This window comes from Enterococcus sp. S22(2020) (assembly GCF_020295385.1).
GTDB lineage: Bacteria > Bacillota > Bacilli > Lactobacillales > Enterococcaceae > Enterococcus_L > Enterococcus_L dunnyi.
In genome coordinates, this window is record NZ_JACFUD010000001.1 from 461,735 (window position 1) to 480,566 (window position 18,832).

Genomic DNA, 18,832 nt, shown 5'->3' on the forward strand with positions numbered 1-18,832 from the left:
TTCTATTCTTTTCCTTTTTCCAAATAACTTAGGTCACCGATTTTATCGATCGTAAATGTATCATCTTTGACTTTAACTGTTGTTACACTACAATTTTTGATGTCTTCTCCTTGATAGCCTCCTGGAACTAATATTTCCAAAATCGTCGGGATTTCACTACCATGAGCCACGATCAACACATTCCCGCCGCCTTTTACTTTCGCTTCTGCTAAAATTTGGTCCATCGCTTCTTTCGATCGTTTAACAATCTCTTTGTAATTTTCAGCTGTACCAGTTTTATCATTTGCGGCAATTTCATCAGCGATCTCTTCATCACTTAATTTTCTTGTTAATTCTCCATATTGAGTCCATTCCTCATCAAATTTCAGCCCATTTTTTTCAAAAATCGGTGTCCACATATCCGCATTATCCCGACCTTCATAGCCGCCATAATTCCATTCCCTTAATCCTGATAAGGTCTCCAGCGTTACTCCTTTGCGATCGCCTTCATCGAGTATATGATTTGCAGTAGACATCGCTCGGCCTAAATCACTCGAGTATGCTAAAACAAAAGGGGTTTCTTTTAATCCTATCGCTAATTCCTTGGCTCCTTGCACCCCTTCGTCAGTCAGCGGTGTATCAGACCAGCCTTGAACTTGCCCCGTTGTATTGAACATCGTTTTGCCATGCCGGACAAAATATAAGGTTGTTTCTTGTGCTGCTTTCGTTTCAGATGCGTTTGTTTTCTCAGTTGTTTTTCCAGTACTGCAGCCGCTCAACAAAAATACTAAACCAACAAATACTACCCAACTCTTTTTCACTATCGAACTCCTCCAATCGATTATAAAGCTTCCCCATTCGTCTCGATCACTTGTTTCATCCAGGCATAGCTATCTTTCAAATAGCGTCTTTGACTGCCTTTGCCATAATCATCCTGATCCACATAAATAAAACCATAACGCTTACTCATCTCTGAAGAAGAACAGCTGATGATATCGATCGGCCCCCACGCGCAATAGCCTCTAAGATCCACACCGTCTTTGATTGCTTCTTTCATTTGTTCGATATGCGCTTTATAATAATCGATTCGGTAATCATCGTGGATCGTTCCATCTGCTTCCAGTTTGTCATAACAGCCGATCCCATTTTCAGTAATATAGATCGGACACTGGTAACGGTCATAAAAAGAATTCAGCAAGGTTCTTAGTCCTAAGGGATCGATCGTCCAGCCCCAAGGATTTGCTGGTAATTCTTTATTTCGGTAAGGTTCATCATGCTTTGCATCGCAAATTTGCGTATAGTAGTATGAAAAGGACATATAATCAGCTGTGTTTCTTAAAACTGCTTCATCCTCTTCAGCAAAGGTGAGCTTGATTCCCTGCTCTTCAAAATAGCGAAACGCATAGCCTGGATAGTATCCTCTCAACAATACATCCGCAAAGAAATACTGCATTTGATTGATTTTTAATGTTGCCAATACATCTTCTGGCTGACAAGTCGCAGCGTATTCCGGCCCTCCACATAGCATCATGCCAACTTCATAATTTTCATCTACTTGATGTGCATATTCAGTAACTGCAGCAGAAGCCACCATCATATGATGCACTCCTTGATATTTTGCCTCCAGTAAATTATCTACTTTATCCTCCGCAATTCCTAAGTGATTGAAAGATTCATGCCCAATCAAATTGATCTGATTGATCACGATCCAATATTTTACTTTTCCCTTGTAACGATCTAAAATGACCTTGGCATAACGAATAAAGAAGTCTGCAACTTCCCGTGAGTACCACCCTTGATACTTCAATGTCAGGTTCAAAGGAATCTCATAATGAGAAAGAGTGATCATCGGTTCCATTCCATTTGCAATGATTTCATCGATCAGTTTGTCATAAAACCGGAGTCCAGCCTCATTTGGCTCCAACTCATCGCCATTTGGAAAAATCCGTGACCAGTCAATCGATGTTCTAAATAATTTTAAGCCCATATCGCCTAAGAGCTTCAAGTCATCAGGATACGTTTCTTTGAAGTTGATCCCCCATCTTTTCGGAAATACTCCCGTCTTGCTGTTCAAAGCTTCTTCAATATAACTAGTCGATATCTCTGCATTTGAGCGCTTTTCTAAAGGTAAATCTGCTCTAAATTCATTGATATCAGCAACACTTGTGCCTTTGCCTTCATATTCATAGGCTCCTTCACATTGATTTGCTGCAACAGCGCCGCCCCATAAAAAATCTTTTGGAAACCCTTTTGGTACTTGATACATCCGTCTTACCTCTTTTCTTTATTGTTTTTCAAGTTGTTGTAGTCGTTCATCAATCTGCTTAGCTATCTTGATCAAATGATTCGCCATATTGATCTCACTATAAATCGTCATCAATGTATCCTGTGCGTGTGTAAACAGTAGTGAATGAGGATGTTCTTCTGCTTCTTCTCCCATTTCACTTTGAATCGCTTTTGTCTGTACCTGATGTGCTTGTGTGATATTGCTTTTTGCAAGCTTCATTTCTTCATTTGCTGTATCAAAATCATTTTTCTCAATAGCAACAAGTGCATTTCGGCAATTGACTCTGGCATCTCCAGCATATAAAATGATTTTCATGGCTTGCTCTGATAATAGATCATCCATCCTTTTAAGCCTCCTTCAATGATTGGTTTTCTGCTTTTACTTCTTGATCGTCGTATGCTTTGAAAAATGGATACCAAATTGCAGCCGAGAGCATAAAAATCACGGCCATCAAAATCAAACCTGTGATCGTTCCAGTGGTAAACCATGTCGCAAACGGAAACGGACAATACCACAGTTCAAATTGAACTTTAGGAATCGGTGCAAATGGGATCACTTTCGTAAAAATATAAATCACGATCGGTAAAATAATCCCCTGAAGCCACATTGGGATCATTAAAAGCGGGTTCCAAGCAACCGCACCAAAAATCACTGGTTCATTGATGTTAAAAATCGAAGGTGCAATACAGGCTTTCCCCAAAGCACTGATTTTTTTTGAACGCGCCCGCATCATCATCAAAACAAGCGGCATCGTACAACCGATTCCACCAATCCAAAGATACGCAGAATATAACGTACTGCTAGTTACCAAATTCAATGTGTCAACACTTGCTGTACCATTTTGAACAAGAGCGATATTTTCAGCGATCGCTTTTAATAAAACTGGCTGTACCACTGGCGTTAAGACCCACGTTGAGATCCCCATTGAGTACAAGAAACAAATCAAGAACATCATACCGACAAAACCGCCTGGTGATTCCATAAAACTTGATAATGGCATAAAAATACTTAAGACGATATTGTACAGATCGACTTTCATGATCAAGACGACGACCCAGCCGAAAATCACAATGATTCCGATCGGCAGCATCGAATCAAACCATGCTCTAACAAAATCCGGAATCACCGATTCTTCTTTGAAGAAAGAGAATTTGCCTAGCGTCACCAAAACGAATCCTGCGATCAGCCCAGCTACGATCGCCACAAACATTCCCCCAGCGCCCAAAGCATCGTGACCAAAACCAATGACACTATCTTTTTCCACTTGCGGTGAAATGATCATCAAAAATAAGACCAAACCACTCATACCAGCAACGATCCGCTGTTTTCTTAATCTTTTTTTCTCCATTAAATTAAATGGAATCAAAAAAGCAACAAATAATGAAATTTTCCCCATCGTCCAGCCAAACGGTACCCAAAAACTTGGTAATGCCGGAAAGTAATCATTTAGAATCGCCAGCATTGAAAAGACTGATCCTAAAAAGATAAACGGCAATGTTTGCATGATCGAATCCTTGATACTAACGATCCAAGGATTGTTGTTCACTTTATTCATCTTTGGTGAAAAACTATTTTCCAGCCAGAAAATCAATTTGTTCATCATTTACTCCTCCTTTTTTATTCTTCTTCTTTCATTGATGCTAATAAGTGCTCGATTGCAGCTTCTCCGTCAAGTGTTGCATAATATTCTTTCTTCATCAGAATTACTTTTACTGGAAATCCATGAATGATTTCGTCGATTTCGTCAATAATATACTCAAGGTGAGGCCCAACCATCAACGCATCGATTTCTTCAATATAATTTTCAATTTCCGACTCACTTCTAGCAACAATATTCATATTCAGGTCCTTGGACTTAGCCGCCTTCCGCATATTTGCTGCCATAAATCCACTGCTGGCACCTGATCCACAAACTAATAACACATTCAATTCACTCATCTTTATTCCTCCTATTTTTCAAGATCGACGTATTTACGTAACTAGGCTGCTGCATACAAACGGTATATCACTGAATTGAAACAGCTCTTTGCTACACTTTCATCTTCAACTTTTTTTTAAACAGTTTCAAATATACTTCTTTCCTCTCACAAGAGTTTTAGCGGAAACAACTATACTTGATTTGCCGTTTGAAAATCTCAATAATAAGAAGTACAAAAGGGAAAGAAGGTGAAAAATGTGTCGTTAAACAAAAAGGAAGCAGAACTGATCAAATTATTGTCCCAGCATCATGACTGGTTATCTGCCGCTTTTTTAGCTGAAACGTTATCTACTTCGACTCGAACGATCCGCAATTACGTTACTCGAATCAATCAATTGACTGAGCATGAAATAATCTGTTCTTCCAGACAAGGCTATAAAATCAATGATGCCGTCCAAATCGATGACATTCTCTCTCTAAGCAAAAAGGAAATCAATACACCTAAAGACAGAATAAATTATTTGATGAACTTATTGATCCAGCATCATACTATAAATTATTTTGAGGCCGCTGAAACATTGTTTGTCAGCATTCCGACCATTGAAAAAGACTTGCTTCGTTTACGTAAAAAAATGGAAAAATATCGTTTAAAAATCATTAAAAACGGACAGCATCTTACGATGATCGGAGAGGAAATCGATTTTAGAAAGCTTACGAGTGATTTGCTGCAAGATGAAGCATTACGTAATTTCCAGTCACTTGATTATATTCAGACGATTTTTCCAGATGTTCCTATTGAAACGATTCAAAAAATCGTTGTCGAGCGTTTAAGTAATCAGCATCTCTATGTCAACGGCTATGCAATCAATAGTCTATTATTACATATTGCAATTGCTATCGATCGTCTCTTACATCATCAACGCTCAGATATAGAAATGACTTCAGAGCTTCTCTCAGAAGATCAGTTAGAATATAAGATTGCCACTGATATTGGAAAAGACATCCATCAAGCTCTATCTATCGAAATGGATCTTTATGAAATTCATAACTTGGCTCTTTTACTGATGACAAAAATTTCTCCTGCAAATGAAACCTTTTTAAGAGAGTATATGGATACCAGCATTTATGCCTTTATTTCCCAAACAATGGAAACAGTTGCAGAAAAATATTTTATTACTCATATCTCAGAAGAATTGATTTTGAACTTAGCCTTACATGTTTCAAATTTGATTTCACGAGCAAAAAGAGGCAAACAAGTCAGTAATCCTCTTTCCGAAGAAATCAAACAGTCTTATGCTTTTATTTACGAAGTAGCGATTTTTATTGCCAAACAAATTCAAAAACAAATCAATATTCCCATTTCTGATGATGAAATCACATTTATTGCACTTCATATTGGTTCTTATTTTGAAGAAAAATTCGAAACAGAAAATAAATTGAATTGTGTGATCTATACACCTGAATACTATGACATGCACAAACGCTTAGTTTATAAGATCAGCGATATTTTTAAGAAAAGTATAAACATAACAGGCGCATTCTATCGTTTAGATGAGCAAAGTCGCTTAGAGATGAGCAATTCCGATTTAGTTTTGTCTACGATCGAACTCAAGGAATTTTCTAATACAGTTCAACTCTCACCTTTTTTGTCTGGGAAAGATATTGATAAAGTTCAAAAAGCGATCAATAGGTTGAAACAACAAAAACTTGTTGCTGATTTGAAAGAAAGTATTGGCAAGTATCTGACTTCTGAACGTTTTGAGCGAAATGTTTATCTATCGTCCGAATATGACTATATCGACTATCTAGGGAGTAAGTTGATTGAAAGTCAGCATATCGAGTCTTCTTTCATCGAGCTGATCAAAGAGCGTGAAAAAATGTCCGCAACCTCTTTCAATAACTCAGTTGCATTACCTCATGCAATTGAAATGAGCGCAAAAAAAACGGGCATTTCGATCATTCTGAATGATCGGCCAGTTCAGTGGGGCACTCATTACGTTCAAGTTATCATAATGATCGTCATGAACCAAAGAGATATGAAAAAGTTTCGGCAATTATTTGATTTTATGATAGATACATTTTCTACAAGTGAAAAACTAGAACAATTGTTACTAGTCCAAAATTATGAAGCTTTTATAGAAAAATTATTTGATTAGCACAAAAAACCGCTTGGAAACAATGCTTCCAAGCGGTTTTTACTGAAAATACTTATTTTTTACCTAAAAAGAATGAAACGACTGCTACTAAAATCACCGCACCGATGATTGAAGGAATCAAAGCCATTCCAGCAAGCTGAGGACCCCAGCTACCAAGTAAAGCTTGACCGATCGATGAACCGACTAAACCTGCGATAATGTTGAAAATTATGCCCATAGATTTGCCTTTACTAGTGATTGCGCCAGCAATTGCGCCGATCACACCACCGACGATTAATGTCCATAACCAATGCATATTCATGTCCTCCTTCACAACAAAATTTAAAAATAAAAATGAGTACTTATTTATGCTAACAAATTCTATTATTTCATGCGAAAGATATGCATCAAAATGAGAAAATAATGAAATTTCCCATTTCAATGGATGATTAGAAGCTTCAATTTTATATAAAAATTCCGTTCTATTGTCAATCGAATCTACTAAAATGTCTAAAGAACATAAAATTCTAAATAAGTCTCATTTTATTTCATTTTCATGATATTGTTATCGCTTACTATGACTGATATAATATAAAAAACAAGTTAATAATTGGCTATTGACTTGTTTTTACTCATGATTTTATGAGAATATCCAAAAATATCACACAATGAAAAGGGGAGTAAAATGAAAAAATTTATTTTGTTAGCTGTTGGGGTCAGTCTTTTAGCTGGATGTAGTTCTGGCGGAAAAAAAGAAAATGTTAAAACAAATAGTTCGACGAAAGAAACTACGGAAATGACCAGTTCTTCAAAAGAAGAGAGCAAAACTAAAGATGAACCTGAGTCAGTTGAATTTGTCGCTAAAGGAGACTATATCGTAGGGACTGATATTGAGCCTGGAACTTATTATGCTGTTTTGACTGAATTAAGCCATGGAGAAAGAGATACTGACAAAAATGCTTATGTGAGCATGAATGTTCGTGGTAATACTAGAAAAAGTGAAATGCTTAGAGATGTAGGAGCCAAACAACGATTGATCTTAAAAGAAGGTGACACGATCACTTTTGATGATAATTACTCTCCAAGCTCTTGGACAGTGAGCTTTTTAAATGATTCAGATTTCAAAAAATATATGGGCGGTAAAGATACGGATACTTCAAGCTCTAGTTCAAAAGAAGCTCCTTCTTCTAGTTCTAAAGAAAGTACTCCTTCTAGCACTAAAGAAGAGACAAAAGCTTCTGAAAAATCTGAATCAACTGCATTTAAGCCTACTGATGTGTCTGATGAAACAATTAAATCGATCAAAACCTATGAAGATTATCTAGTGATGTATCAAGCGATTATCAATAATTATTTAGCTGAGTACGAAGCCGCTATAAAAGATACTGCACTTTACGATCAAGCTGCTTTTGAAGAACAGAAAAAGCAATATGAACAAGCTTTTGACGCCCAAAAAACACAGTATGCTAGCTACGGAAATAAGAAATTAGCAGGAAAAAGTACACTTGTTGATTTCCTGATCACCTATAGAGATAGTTTGTCAGATCTAACAAACAGCTTGAAAGATTCTTTATAATAAAAAAGACCCTAGGGTCTTTTTTATTACCTTAGACATATTCTCTAATTTCTCTAGAAATAATTTAATATCCTTTCAGTTTCTGATATCAATATCCCTATGGACGTCCCCTGACAAGAACAAAGCTTCTCAGCAATGCTTCATTCTTCTAGTTTTTCACCATTAGATGCGATTACTTGTTTATACCAATCAAAAGATTTTTTCTTTGAACGTTTCAGTGTGCCATTCCCTTCATCATCTCGATCAACATAAATAAATCCATAACGTTTACTCATTTGTCCTGTACTAGCCGAAACTAAATCGATACATCCCCATGTTGTATAGCCGAGTAATTCTACCCCATCGATTTCTACAGCATCTTTAAAAGCTTTAATGTGTTTTTTTAAGTAATCAATGCGATAATCGTCTGCAACATAACCATTCTCATCAGGGATGTCAACTGCCCCTAAACCATTTTCTACAATAAATAAGGGTTTTTGATACCGATCGTACAGTTGATTTAGCGAATTTCGTAATCCCAATGGATCGATTTGCCAACCCCATTCTGTTGAAGGGAGATACTCATTTTTAATAGATGGAAATAAGTTCCCAGTTGCTTGGGCATAATCTTCAGGATTAGCACTGACCGTTCTTGAGCAATAATATGAAAAAGTAACAAAATCAACTGGAGATGCAGCTAGAATTTTTTTATCGTTCGGTTCCATCCGTATATTCAATTTTTCACGTTCAAATTTTTTCAATGCATAATTTGGGTATTTTCCACGTGCTTGTATATCAATAAAGAAATAACCTTCTCTGTCCCGATTAATAGCCTCTTGATAATCTTCTGGGCGGCAAGTATATGGATAGTGACTCCCACCCGCTAACATACAACCAATCTTATTTTCACTATCTATTTCATGGGCAAGCTTGGTTACCAGTGCACTGGCCAGTAGTTGATGATGAGCCGCTTGATACTTGATTTCTTGTTTGTTATCACCTTCTTGAAAAACAATTCCTCCACCAACAAATGGCTGATGTAGGAGTATGTTAATCTCATTGATCGTTAGCCAATACTTCACCAAGCCTTTATAACGTGTAATAACTGTTTCAGCATACTTTGTATAGAAATCAACGAGACGACGATTTTTCCATCCACCATATTTTTTGATTAATTGAACAGGGATATCAAAATGAGCAATAGTTACTAATGGTTCAATCTCATGTTTTCTTAGTTCTTTGAAGATCTTCTCGTAAAAAATCAAACCTGCTTCATTTGGCTCTTCATCATCTCCATTTGGAAAAATTCGTGACCACGAAAGAGACATCCGATACACCTTAAAGCCCATTTCTGCAAACAGTTGGATATCCTCCATATAATGTCGATACATATCGATGGCCATTTTTGCTGGGTAATAGTAGCCGTCTTTCCATTCTAACATTTCTAAATCGCCAGCTGCGACTTTTTTCCTATCTGGTCCACTTGGCAGTAAATCTACATTTGATAATTTTCGTCCACCTTCCAACACGCCGCCTTCGGCTTGATTCGCAGCGATTGCGCCACCCCACAAAAAATTCTCATTCAATCCCATATTTTATCGCTCCTAAACTTTAATGGTTAGTATATCTTTATTTTTGTTTGTATTCCCTTGGTTGATAATTTCAATTGAGGAATACTGTGGTGTATTGGTTATGATAACTGGAACTTGAGTAGAGTATCCTGCTTCTTGAATCTTATCGATGTCAAACGTCAACAATAATTGACCTGGAGAAACCTCTTGCCCCACTTCCACCAGTGTTTCAAAATACTGTCCATTCAGCTCAACTGTGTTCAAACCAACATGAATCAATAGTTCCACTCCCGTTTCAGAAGTCAACCCAATGGCATGCTTTGTAGGGAAAATAGCGACCACTTTTCCTTTAAATGGAGCAACTACCTCTCCTTTAGATGGTTCCACTGCAAATCCTTTTCCTAAAGCCCCAGAAGCGAACGCTTCGTCTTGAACCTCATTCAAAGGGATAATTTTTCCCTCGATCGGAGTAGCAATCTTTGTGTCTTCTAAAATTACTTCTTTGATTTCTGGAATCACTTCTTCTTTTTCGAATTTAAAGCTTAAAACATAAGTTAGAATTGCTGTAGAAACAGCAGAGATAATTAGAGCGACCACAATATTCCAGAAAAAACGCATTGTGTCATCACCAATATAAAGAAAGATCGCTGGTAAACCAGAAGAACCAGTAGCAAAACGGTGTGTATTGGTCAATCCAGCATACAAACCACCTAATCCTCCACCGATCATTGCTGCGATCAAAGGGTATTTTTTCGGTAAATTGACACCATACAAAACAGGTTCAGTTATTCCCATATAAGCTGTGATCGAACCGGAAGTTGCTACTTGTTTCAACTTTTTATCTTTGGTACGTAAAGCTACGACTGCAGAGGCTGTTGCTTGCGCAATATTGGAACAAACACAGCCTGGTCCAAAAATACTGTCATAGCCTAATTCAGCCATTTGCATAACGCCTAGTGGAGCGACTCCATTATGCAAACCAAACATCACCATGATCGGTAAAAAACCACCAATCAGAACTGCTGGAACCCAACTGGCATTAATACTTAGGAAGGTAAAGAAGGTTGCCAAATATCCGCCTAACACACTCCCAATCGGTCCTAATATTGAAAAAGCTAATGTTCCCATGATAAGAAAAGTTAACATTGGTACAAATACCAACTCTACAGATTTTGGAATTATTTTTCCTAGGAATTTTTCTATATACGACTGCGCAAAAATGATGATCAAAATAGGAATCACGGAACCAGTATAATTAGCTAGAGTAAATGGAATAAAACCAAAAAACGTTACTGGCTCCCCAGCTGTTACTAAAGCGCCCCAATTAGGATGCATCATCATCGCAGCAACTGACACTGCGAGAATTGGATTAGATCTTAATTTTTGTGCTACGGTAAATGCTAGCATCATTGGTAGAAAGAAAAATACGCCATCTGCGAAAAGATTTAACATGTAGTATGTCTGAGAATCTGTCGTGATCACTTTAAAAACAATAAGTAATGCTAAAACTGCTTTAACCATACCAGCGCCAGATAGCGCAGGTATAATAGGTTGGAATGTTCCAGCGACAAAATCAATTACAGTCGCTGCTGGTCCTTTTTTCTCTGAGTGAGTACTGTCTGCTTGGTGTTGCACATCGATATTTTTCTCGATTTCTTCAAACACATCTTTTACATGTGTTCCTATGACGACTTGGTGAACACCAGCGTTGTTAATATATTTAGTTACCCCATCTAACTCTTCCAATTTCTCTTTGTCCAGCTTTGATTCATCCACTATTTTAAACCGTAGCCTTGTCTGACAATGATAGGCTTCAACTATATTATCTTTACCACCCAATTGCTGTATGATCTCTTTTGCTAACTGATTATATTTTTTACTCATCCAAACCACCCCTTGATAGATTGAAAGATGCTTATGATGTCACCGGTAACATCCATTATCCCTCTTAAGGTCAATCTATCATTTATGGATAGCGTTTCCAATAGATTTTTCAACATTCGAAATGCATTTCACTTTTTCTTTAAAACAGGTCTATTTTATGAAATCTATTTCATGAAAAAAGCAACTTGACTTGGAGTATACTCTACCTGCTATACTTAACTAAAAAAGGAGAAAGTTATGACACAATATCTTTATTTGATGCGCCATGGAGAAACCCTATTCAATCAATTAAATAAAGTTCAGGGAGCTTGCGATTCTCCTTTAACACAATTAGGTATTTCTCAAGCTCATGATGCAAAAGAATATTTCAAATCAGCTGGTATTTCTTTTGACAGCGCTTTTTCTTCCACACAAGAACGAGCTAGCGATACCTTAGAAATCATTACCACTTTACCTTACCAGCGATTAAAAGGATTAAAGGAAATGAATTTTGGTTTATTTGAAGCTCAGTCTGTTTTTCTGCAACCAAAAGGACCAGAATCTTTCGAAAATTTCTATGTTCGATATGGTGGAGAAAGCGCTGATTCTGTTAGAAAGAGAGTATTTGAAACATTGACAAGCATTATGCAGCAAAAGGAAAATACGAACGTGTTAGCCGTTTCTCATAATGGCACATGTTTCTTTTTCTTGTCTCAGATTTGGAAAGAAGATCTTGGTATACAACCTATTCATTTACCAAATTGCGGTATTATTAAGTTGGGATTCAACAATGATGCATTTGAATTTTTAGGTCTCATCGATCCCACACAGCACAATGATCAAGACTAGTTGACTTGACTGAAAAAAGTAAGGACCTTTCCTTCTGATGATGGATTATTGTAAACTTTGATTAAGAGTGTTGATAGTATACTGTAAATAAACTCTATACATTTTTTTGAATAGAGGCCCGATAATCTTCTGATAAAATCAGTATTCTAAGATAATAGCATTGAACCATTTTGTTCAAATCAAGAAAGAACAAACTAAAAAATTGGCTCTAAAAGAGCTTGTGATCGCTACCTAAAAAGGCATATCACAAGCTCTTTCAATTCATACAAACAAAACAATTATTATTGTATAATTTTTAAGTATCTTCAGAAATATCTTTAAACGTCGTTTCCCTTTCTATTTCCAACGAACGAGAATTGCTAAGCTTTGTCAGCATATTTTCCTCATAATTCAAAGAAAATACTTTTGCATATAAGATGTCCAAAATAAACTGAATCGATTCCTCTGTAGAAAAATTAGTTATTTTCGAATAGAGTTTTTCTCTACTCAATATATTTAGAACAATTGTTGAATAGTCACGCAAATAGTTATCACCACCACTTGTGATACTAATAATTGGAACTTGATTTCTTAATAACAACTTCACATTTTTCATGGGATACGAATCAGGATTATTTCCTGAATAAGAGATGATTATTGCACAATCTTTGTCAGTTAAGGTCGTCGAAATCAAACCTGACTCATCTGCATCCGCCAAAAAAGCCTTTTTATTGATCGTGTTTAGATTTCGCTTGAATAGCTCACCAAAATACGAATTTGGACTTCTTCCATAAATAACGATCGTTTCAGATTCAGCTAAAATTGAAGCTGCCTTATTTATATCAGAGACTGACATTAAGGACGAGGTTTCTTTTATTGTTTGAATTCGTAATTTAGCAATGTTTTCAATGATTTCTAGCGTATTTGCTGATTGATCAAATGGAATATTTATATCTACTTCAAGAGAGCTATTGTCAAACTGAACCACTTCATGTGTAAATGCATACATAAATTCTTTCCAACCAGAATAATCAAAATGTTTGGCAAATCGAACCAATGTAGACTTAGAGGTATGCGTCAATTTAGCAATATCTTCCATTGTATAGTCAGCTAAGTTTTCTCTATTTTCCAAAAGAAACTCTCCAATAATCCGCCGAGCATCAAATTGTTTAAATACAGCTTCTTCAATTTTTTGAAAGAGGTACATCACTTTTCACACTCCAGTGCATAATGCATTAGGTAACTTTTTATATTGTATTTTAACATAAATCAAACTATCAAGCACAAGAAAATTTCAATCACAATGTTGTACGCTCTAATGATAGATACTTTGTCTTCTTAACAGATAAATTTTAGTTATTCAACATACTAACATCTATTTTCTGGACACATCATAACAGATTGTCTTATAAACGTAAAAATCCATTCTATTCTTTCCAAACTACAGACAACACCAGTATTTCATTCTTATAACTTATGCTTTAAGACGATTAATTTATTACTAAAGAATAACTAAGCTCTTAATAAAACAAAAAAAGTCAGAGTCCTTATTGCTAAGGACTCTGACTCAAAATCATCAAAATGAATTATTTTAATGTTACAGAAGCGCCAACTTCTTCTAAAGCAGCTTTTAATGCTTCTGCTTCTTCTTTAGATGCGCCTTCTTTAACTGGTGCAGGAGCGCCATCAACTACAGCTTTAGCTTCTTTCAAGCCAAGACCAGTTGCTTCACGAACTGCTTTGATAACTTTAACTTTTTGATCTCCAGCTGCAGTTAATTCTACAGTGAATTCAGTTTGTTCTTCGCCACCGCCAGCTGCAGGACCTGCTGCTGCTGCAACAGGAGCTGCTGCTGATACGTCAAATTTTTCTTCGATAGCTTTAACTAATTCGCTTAATTCTAAGATAGTTGCTGTTTCTAGTTCAGCAATAATGTTTTCAATGTTTAATGCCATTTGAATTTCCTCCATTTAATTTAAAATTATTTTTTTAGTTTGTGTAAATTAGGCTGCGATTAAGCAACTTCTTCTTGTTTGTCTGCCACTGCTTTGACAGCGTAAGCCACGTTTCTGACTGGCGCTTGCAATACAGATAATAGCATAGAAAGTAATCCATCGCGGCTTGGTAGTTTTGCCAAAGCTGTGATTTCTTCGATAGAAGAAACTTTCCCTTCGATAACGCCACCTTTGATCTCCAATGCTTTCGCATCTTTCGCGAATTCGTCGATAATTTTAGCTGGTGCTACTACGTCTTCATTACTGAAAGCGACAGCAGTTGGACCAGTAAATACTTCGTCTAAACCTTCTAGACCTGCTTTTTTAGCTGCACGTGAAAGGATAGAATTTTTGATAACTTTCATTTCAACGTTTGCATCACGTAATTGTTTACGTAGGTTTGTTACTTCTTCTACTGTTAAACCACGGTAGTCTACAATAACAACTGAAGATGCTGCTGAGAATTTCGCTGCTGCTTCTTCAACTAGGGTTTCTTTTTTAGCGATTGCTGCTTCACTCATTTATTTTCACCTCCTGAATAGTGATGGTGGAGTTTCGACGTATATGTAGCAAAGAAATCTATTTTGCCACAAAAAGTTAGTAGCAATAACGGAAACTTCGCTCACTTTGTTCGCCAAGTATTGTTTTACATCGTCTTTTTTTCAAAAAGTCGTGTAAAACAACAAAACTCCATGCCACCGTTGACATAGAGGGACCATTGATCTATTTCATCAATCATTGTCCTCGGTAGGAAATTAAGACTTGCGTCACCTACTGTCTTCGGTACAGTTAATTATTAACCTCACTCACTTTACCATAAGGTAAGTGAGTGAGTCAAGAATAATTTTAAAAATCATTCAGCTTTTCTTTTGATCTAGTTCCATAGACCAGATTGCTCGACAAATAGATAAACTTCCTTCAAAGATAAAAACCATCTTTGAGTAAGTTTTCTAATTTGCTCACAACCTAACTGGTCTATTGTACTTTTTTATTGATCTAGCTTTATGAACTGAAACTTCGGAAAAAAGACAAATACTATTGGTGACAAAAAACGTCACAAATAGTATTTTCTATTTTTCTGTCAGTCTCGAACGAGTTCATTCAGCTTTTCTAATTAAAATGAAGCTTGGTCAACGTGGATTCCAGGTCCAAATGTTGTTGTTACTGAAATGTTTTTGATGTATTGACCTTTTGCTGCTGATGGTTTAGCTTTCAACAATACGTCGTTGATCGTATTGAAGTTTTCAACTAATTTTGCATCATCAAATGATACTTTACCGATCGGTACATGGATGTTACCAGCTTTGTCAACACGGTAAGTTACTTTACCAGCTTTTACTTCGTTGACAGCTTTTGTTACGTCCATTGTTACTGTACCAGTTTTAGGGTTAGGCATTAGACCTTTAGGACCTAAGACACGACCTAATTTACCAACTTCAGCCATCATGTCTGGAGTTGCTACAACTACGTCAAAGTCAAACCATCCACCTTGGATTTTTTGAACCATGTCAGCATCGCCTACGTAATCTGCACCAGCTGCTTCAGCTTCTTTTGCTTTTTCGCCTTTAGCGAAAACTAAAACAGATTGTGTTTTACCAGTTCCGTTAGGTAATACTACAGCACCACGAATTTGTTGGTCTGCTTTTTTAGGGTCTACATTTAAACGGTAAGCAACTTCAACAGTTGCGTCGAATTTTGCAATATTTGTTTCTTTAGCTAAAGCGATCGCTTCTGCTACTGGGTAAACTTTTGTTGATTCAACTTTTTTCAATGCTTCTTGCATTTTTTTGCTCTTTTTAGCCATTTTGTTTCCTCCTTGATTGTGGTTATAACGGTAGAACCTCCCACGTAATTCATATCTTTAAATATGAAATAAACTGAGAAGCTACTTCTTCGGGACGATAGAATAAAATTATTCTACAGTGATTCCCATGCTTCGTGCAGTTCCTTCAACCATGCGCATTGCTGACTCAACGTTAGCTGCGTTTAGGTCTGCCATTTTAAGTTCAGCGATTTCTTTTACTTGATCGCTAGTTACTTTAGCTACTTTAGTTTTGTTTGGCTCACCAGAACCTTTGTCGATTTTTGCAGCTTTTTTCAATAATACTGCAGCTGGTGGTGTTTTAGTAATGAATGTAAATGAACGGTCTTCATATACAGAAATTACTACTGGAATGATCAAACCAGCTTGATCAGCTGTACGAGCGTTGAATTCTTTAGTGAATCCCATGATGTTGATACCCGCTTGACCTAGTGCAGGACCTACTGGCGGAGCTGGTGTTGCTTTACCTGCAGGAATTTGCAATTTAACTAATTTTTCTACTTTTTTTGCCACGAGACATACCTCCTTGAGTCCGTGATGTGGTTAATTGGAGATGAAGATTTCTCCTCCCACGTCAGTCCTTCTTTGTTTGAGCAAAGAATTATGATGTACAAAATTGCACACTAAAACAGTATACACTCTTTTTATCCGTATTTCAACAGCTTACTAAATAAAAACGAGCAAGTTATCTGTACCCGTGCCAAAAATAGATCCCAAAATCTAGTTCTTTAGATTCAGCACATACCACTTGCTCTTTTTATCTATTTGATATATCCACTATAAGTAACAAACCAGATAATACCTGGTGCTTGGCTATGATGAGATTCTTTCGTCAGATAACCTGATTTTTTACCGTTGCTATACCATCGTAAAACAGGAGGAAATCCTGCAGTTGTAACATGGATCCTGACAAATTCCGGCTTGCCATCGCTCTGCGGAAACAACGGCTTGATCCCGTCGCCTATAGTGATCGTGTCTATTTTATTAAACCTTGTATTGACGTTCCCTTCTTTTACTATCCGATCATTGCTGCTTTTAGCACTTGCTACTGCAACATTCCCAGCAAAACAACTACAGAAAATCACCATTAAACCTGCAAAAGCCATCATTCTAATTTTTTTCATTGTTCTATCTCCTTTTTTCTTTTTGGATATTAAATATAACATTAAGTTAAAATAAATTCAATTTTTATTCTCTAGTATTATTTATACAAATATGATAGACTTTCGTTAGCAAAAATCTACGTTCAAAATAAGAAAATAGGTGAATGAAATCATGGAAAATTTACGTTATAAAAGTGTCTTTGACATTATTGGTCCAGTAATGATCGGTCCTAGCAGTTCCCATACTGCAGGAGCAGCACGTATCGGTAAAATCGTCCGCAGCATTTTCGGAGAACAGCCTGATACTGTCGATATTTATTTATATGAATCGTTTGCTAAAACCTATCGCGGGCATGGGACCGATATTGCTTTAGTCGGAGGATTATTGGATATGGAACCTGATGATGAACGATTGGCAGACTCATTAAAAATCGCTCATGAACAAAATATGGAAGTCCTATTTGTGCCACTCAAAGAAAAAGCAGAGCATCCCAATTCAGTAAAATTACTCGTCTCTAAAGGAGATCGTAAATTGTCAGTTACTGGAATTTCGATCGGCGGCGGTAATATTCAAATTTCCGAGCTGAATGGGTTCAAGATTTCGTTGACTATGGGAACTCCGACATTTATCATCGTCCATCAAGATGTTCCTGGAATGATCGCTAAAGTGACCAACCTTCTTTCTGAAACAAATATCAATATTGGCACAATGACTGTCACACGGGAATCGAAGGGTGAAAAAGCTATCATGATCATTGAGATCGATCATGCAGATATTGGGGACATTACTATGAAACTAGTCCAGATCCCTCATATTTTCAGTGTAAATTATTTTGATTAAACGAAAGGAGCAGTAAAAATATGTTTCTATCAATAGAAGAGTTAGTAGAACAAGCAGCAGCTTACCCTTCTGTGGCTGAATTGATGATCGCAACAGAAATCGAAAATCATGGTCATAGTCGTGAAAAAATCATTGAGACAATGGAACGCAACCTTGCAGTTATGAAGCAGTCGATCGAGGAAGGTGTCGCTGGTGTGACATCAGTCACTGGTATCACGGGAGGGGACGCAACCCGATTAAATACATATATTCAAGCTGGAAATTTTTTAAGCGGCGAAACGATTTTAACCGCTGTTAGAAATGCGGTTGCTGTAAACGAAGTCAATGCCAACATGGGCTTGATTTGCGCCACTCCGACAGCTGGAAGTGCTGGGGTCGTTCCCGGTGTTTTGATGGCAGCTATTGAAAAATTACATTTAACACATGAACAACAGCTGGATTTCTTATTTACTGCTGGCGCTTTTGGCTTGGTGATTGCCAATAATTCCTCTATCAGTGGTGCAGAAGGTGGCTGTCAGGCCGAAGTTGGTTCAGCCAGTGCAATGGCCAGCGCCGCTTTAGTCAGTGCTGCCGGCGGCTCCGCCGATCAATCTGCTCAAGCGGTTGCGATCACTTTAAAAAATATGATGGGGTTAATTTGTGATCCTGTCGCTGGACTTGTTGAAGTTCCTTGTGTGAAACGCAATGCCTTAGGTTCCTCACAAGCATTTATCTCAGCAGACATGGCACTTGCCGGCATCCGCAGTGTCATACCACCAGATGAAGTCGTAGCAGCAATGTATCAAGTAGGACGTCAAATGCCTCAAATCTTCAAAGAAACTGCCGAAGGCGGATTAGCGATGACACCAACTGCTCAATGGCTGACAAAAGAAATCGCAAATAATCAAACAAAATAAACTGAAAAACTGTTGCAGCCTCCATTGAGTTTCATCTGGA

The 18,832-nt window shown here is 37.1% G+C and carries 19 protein-coding genes and 1 other annotated feature; of the genes, 5 read left to right on the plus strand and 14 right to left on the minus strand.

Annotated elements, in window-relative coordinates; genetic code table 11:
* Window positions 1-2: 2 nt before the first annotated feature.
* Genes H3T55_RS02110 through H3T55_RS02130 form a run of 5 tightly spaced genes read right to left on the minus strand, consistent with a single transcriptional unit; the run spans window position 3 to window position 4,204 of the window.
* Entirely contained in the window at window positions 3-800 is a 798-nt protein-coding gene (locus H3T55_RS02110) for a histidine phosphatase family protein (protein WP_225532896.1), read from the minus strand.
* A gap of 20 nt (window positions 801-820) precedes the next feature.
* The gene (locus H3T55_RS02115) at window positions 821-2,245 is read right to left on the minus strand and encodes a glycoside hydrolase family 1 protein (protein ID WP_225532895.1); all 1,425 of its coding nucleotides are present in this window, start codon (window positions 2,243-2,245) and stop codon (window positions 821-823) included.
* Between the two features lie 18 nt (window positions 2,246-2,263).
* Window positions 2,264-2,608 carry a PTS lactose/cellobiose transporter subunit IIA gene (locus tag H3T55_RS02120; RefSeq protein ID WP_225532894.1) on the minus strand — a complete coding sequence of 115 codons (345 nt, stop codon included), beginning with the start codon at window positions 2,606-2,608 and terminating at the stop codon, window positions 2,264-2,266.
* A 4-nt stretch (window positions 2,609-2,612) separates the two neighbouring features.
* A complete protein-coding gene (locus H3T55_RS02125) occupies window positions 2,613-3,866 on the minus strand; it encodes a PTS sugar transporter subunit IIC (protein WP_225532893.1) in 1,254 nt (417 codons plus the stop codon).
* Window positions 3,867-3,883: 17 nt separating this feature from the next.
* The gene (locus H3T55_RS02130; RefSeq protein WP_087639432.1) at window positions 3,884-4,204 is read right to left on the minus strand and encodes a PTS sugar transporter subunit IIB; all 321 of its coding nucleotides are present in this window, start codon (window positions 4,202-4,204) and stop codon (window positions 3,884-3,886) included.
* A 237-nt stretch (window positions 4,205-4,441) separates the two neighbouring features.
* Here H3T55_RS02130 and H3T55_RS02135 point away from each other — a divergent pair, with 237 nt between their 5' ends.
* Entirely contained in the window at window positions 4,442-6,340 is a 1,899-nt protein-coding gene (locus tag H3T55_RS02135) for a BglG family transcription antiterminator (protein ID WP_225532892.1), read from the plus strand.
* A gap of 52 nt (window positions 6,341-6,392) precedes the next feature.
* Here H3T55_RS02135 and H3T55_RS02140 read toward each other — a convergent pair whose 3' ends face one another.
* Entirely contained in the window at window positions 6,393-6,635 is a 243-nt protein-coding gene (locus H3T55_RS02140) for a GlsB/YeaQ/YmgE family stress response membrane protein (RefSeq protein ID WP_087639430.1), read from the minus strand.
* 369 nt (window positions 6,636-7,004) lie between these two features.
* Here H3T55_RS02140 and H3T55_RS02145 point away from each other — a divergent pair, with 369 nt between their 5' ends.
* A complete protein-coding gene (locus H3T55_RS02145; protein ID WP_225532891.1) occupies window positions 7,005-7,895 on the plus strand; it encodes a hypothetical protein in 891 nt (296 codons plus the stop codon).
* Between the two features lie 140 nt (window positions 7,896-8,035).
* Here the strand turns inward: H3T55_RS02145 and H3T55_RS02150 are convergent, their stop codons facing one another.
* On the minus strand, window positions 8,036-9,466 hold the full coding sequence (locus H3T55_RS02150; RefSeq protein ID WP_225532890.1) for a 6-phospho-beta-glucosidase: 1,431 nt from the start codon (window positions 9,464-9,466) through the stop codon (window positions 8,036-8,038).
* Window positions 9,467-9,478: 12 nt separating this feature from the next.
* Window positions 9,479-11,329, minus strand: coding sequence for a beta-glucoside-specific PTS transporter subunit IIABC (locus H3T55_RS02155; protein WP_225532889.1), 1,851 nt, complete (start codon window positions 11,327-11,329; stop codon window positions 9,479-9,481).
* A 237-nt stretch (window positions 11,330-11,566) separates the two neighbouring features.
* Here H3T55_RS02155 and H3T55_RS02160 point away from each other — a divergent pair, with 237 nt between their 5' ends.
* On the plus strand, window positions 11,567-12,157 hold the full coding sequence (locus H3T55_RS02160; protein ID WP_225532888.1) for a histidine phosphatase family protein: 591 nt from the start codon (window positions 11,567-11,569) through the stop codon (window positions 12,155-12,157).
* 295 nt (window positions 12,158-12,452) lie between these two features.
* Here H3T55_RS02160 and H3T55_RS02165 read toward each other — a convergent pair whose 3' ends face one another.
* The 6 genes from H3T55_RS02165 to H3T55_RS02190 form a co-directional block, all read right to left on the minus strand.
* Window positions 12,453-13,343 carry a MurR/RpiR family transcriptional regulator gene (locus tag H3T55_RS02165; RefSeq protein ID WP_225533222.1) on the minus strand — a complete coding sequence of 297 codons (891 nt, stop codon included), beginning with the start codon at window positions 13,341-13,343 and terminating at the stop codon, window positions 12,453-12,455.
* Window positions 13,344-13,722: 379 nt separating this feature from the next.
* Window positions 13,723-14,091 carry a 50S ribosomal protein L7/L12 gene (gene rplL / locus H3T55_RS02170; protein WP_087639428.1) on the minus strand — a complete coding sequence of 123 codons (369 nt, stop codon included), beginning with the start codon at window positions 14,089-14,091 and terminating at the stop codon, window positions 13,723-13,725.
* Window positions 14,092-14,150: 59 nt separating this feature from the next.
* Window positions 14,151-14,651, minus strand: a complete 501-nt coding sequence (gene rplJ / locus H3T55_RS02175) for a 50S ribosomal protein L10 (RefSeq protein WP_087639427.1) — start codon at window positions 14,649-14,651, stop codon at window positions 14,151-14,153.
* A gap of 152 nt (window positions 14,652-14,803) precedes the next feature.
* Window positions 14,804-14,932: a sequence feature (ribosomal protein L10 leader region), on the minus strand.
* Between the two features lie 312 nt (window positions 14,933-15,244).
* Window positions 15,245-15,934 carry a 50S ribosomal protein L1 gene (gene rplA / locus H3T55_RS02180; protein WP_087639426.1) on the minus strand — a complete coding sequence of 230 codons (690 nt, stop codon included), beginning with the start codon at window positions 15,932-15,934 and terminating at the stop codon, window positions 15,245-15,247.
* A 108-nt stretch (window positions 15,935-16,042) separates the two neighbouring features.
* Window positions 16,043-16,465 (minus strand): 50S ribosomal protein L11, encoded by a 423-nt coding sequence (rplK, locus tag H3T55_RS02185; RefSeq protein ID WP_087639425.1) that lies wholly within the window; start codon window positions 16,463-16,465, stop codon window positions 16,043-16,045.
* A gap of 248 nt (window positions 16,466-16,713) precedes the next feature.
* Window positions 16,714-17,076 carry a hypothetical protein gene (locus H3T55_RS02190; RefSeq protein ID WP_225532887.1) on the minus strand — a complete coding sequence of 121 codons (363 nt, stop codon included), beginning with the start codon at window positions 17,074-17,076 and terminating at the stop codon, window positions 16,714-16,716.
* A 151-nt stretch (window positions 17,077-17,227) separates the two neighbouring features.
* Here H3T55_RS02190 and sdaAB point away from each other — a divergent pair, with 151 nt between their 5' ends.
* Both sdaAB and sdaAA read left to right on the plus strand, forming a co-directional pair.
* Entirely contained in the window at window positions 17,228-17,896 is a 669-nt protein-coding gene (gene sdaAB / locus H3T55_RS02195) for an L-serine ammonia-lyase, iron-sulfur-dependent subunit beta (RefSeq protein WP_087639423.1), read from the plus strand.
* A gap of 20 nt (window positions 17,897-17,916) precedes the next feature.
* Entirely contained in the window at window positions 17,917-18,792 is an 876-nt protein-coding gene (gene sdaAA, locus H3T55_RS02200; RefSeq protein WP_225532886.1) for an L-serine ammonia-lyase, iron-sulfur-dependent, subunit alpha, read from the plus strand.
* The last annotated feature ends 40 nt before the right edge of the window (window positions 18,793-18,832 follow it).

Excerpts from the sequence above, each read along its gene's own strand:
- H3T55_RS02115 (WP_225532895.1), bottom strand. The coding sequence starts at position 2,245 with ATGTATCAAGTACCAAAAGGGTTTCCAAAAGATTTTTTATGGGGCGGC.
- H3T55_RS02120 (WP_225532894.1), bottom strand. The coding sequence starts at position 2,608 with ATGGATGATCTATTATCAGAGCAAGCCATGAAAATCATTTTATATGCT.
- H3T55_RS02125 (WP_225532893.1), bottom strand. The coding sequence starts at position 3,866 with ATGAACAAATTGATTTTCTGGCTGGAAAATAGTTTTTCACCAAAGATG.
- H3T55_RS02130 (WP_087639432.1), bottom strand. The coding sequence starts at position 4,204 with ATGAGTGAATTGAATGTGTTATTAGTTTGTGGATCAGGTGCCAGCAGT.
- H3T55_RS02140 (WP_087639430.1), bottom strand. The coding sequence starts at position 6,635 with ATGCATTGGTTATGGACATTAATCGTCGGTGGTGTGATCGGCGCAATT.
- H3T55_RS02145 (WP_225532891.1), top strand. The coding sequence starts at position 7,005 with ATGAAAAAATTTATTTTGTTAGCTGTTGGGGTCAGTCTTTTAGCTGGA.
- H3T55_RS02150 (WP_225532890.1), bottom strand. The coding sequence starts at position 9,466 with ATGGGATTGAATGAGAATTTTTTGTGGGGTGGCGCAATCGCTGCGAAT.
- H3T55_RS02155 (WP_225532889.1), bottom strand. The coding sequence starts at position 11,329 with ATGAGTAAAAAATATAATCAGTTAGCAAAAGAGATCATACAGCAATTG.
- H3T55_RS02160 (WP_225532888.1), top strand. The coding sequence starts at position 11,567 with ATGACACAATATCTTTATTTGATGCGCCATGGAGAAACCCTATTCAAT.
- H3T55_RS02165 (WP_225533222.1), bottom strand. The coding sequence starts at position 13,343 with ATGTACCTCTTTCAAAAAATTGAAGAAGCTGTATTTAAACAATTTGAT.
- rplL (WP_087639428.1), bottom strand. The coding sequence starts at position 14,091 with ATGGCATTAAACATTGAAAACATTATTGCTGAACTAGAAACAGCAACT.
- rplJ (WP_087639427.1), bottom strand. The coding sequence starts at position 14,651 with ATGAGTGAAGCAGCAATCGCTAAAAAAGAAACCCTAGTTGAAGAAGCA.
- rplA (WP_087639426.1), bottom strand. The coding sequence starts at position 15,934 with ATGGCTAAAAAGAGCAAAAAAATGCAAGAAGCATTGAAAAAAGTTGAA.
- H3T55_RS02190 (WP_225532887.1), bottom strand. The coding sequence starts at position 17,076 with ATGAAAAAAATTAGAATGATGGCTTTTGCAGGTTTAATGGTGATTTTC.
- sdaAB (WP_087639423.1), top strand. The coding sequence starts at position 17,228 with ATGGAAAATTTACGTTATAAAAGTGTCTTTGACATTATTGGTCCAGTA.
- sdaAA (WP_225532886.1), top strand. The coding sequence starts at position 17,917 with ATGTTTCTATCAATAGAAGAGTTAGTAGAACAAGCAGCAGCTTACCCT.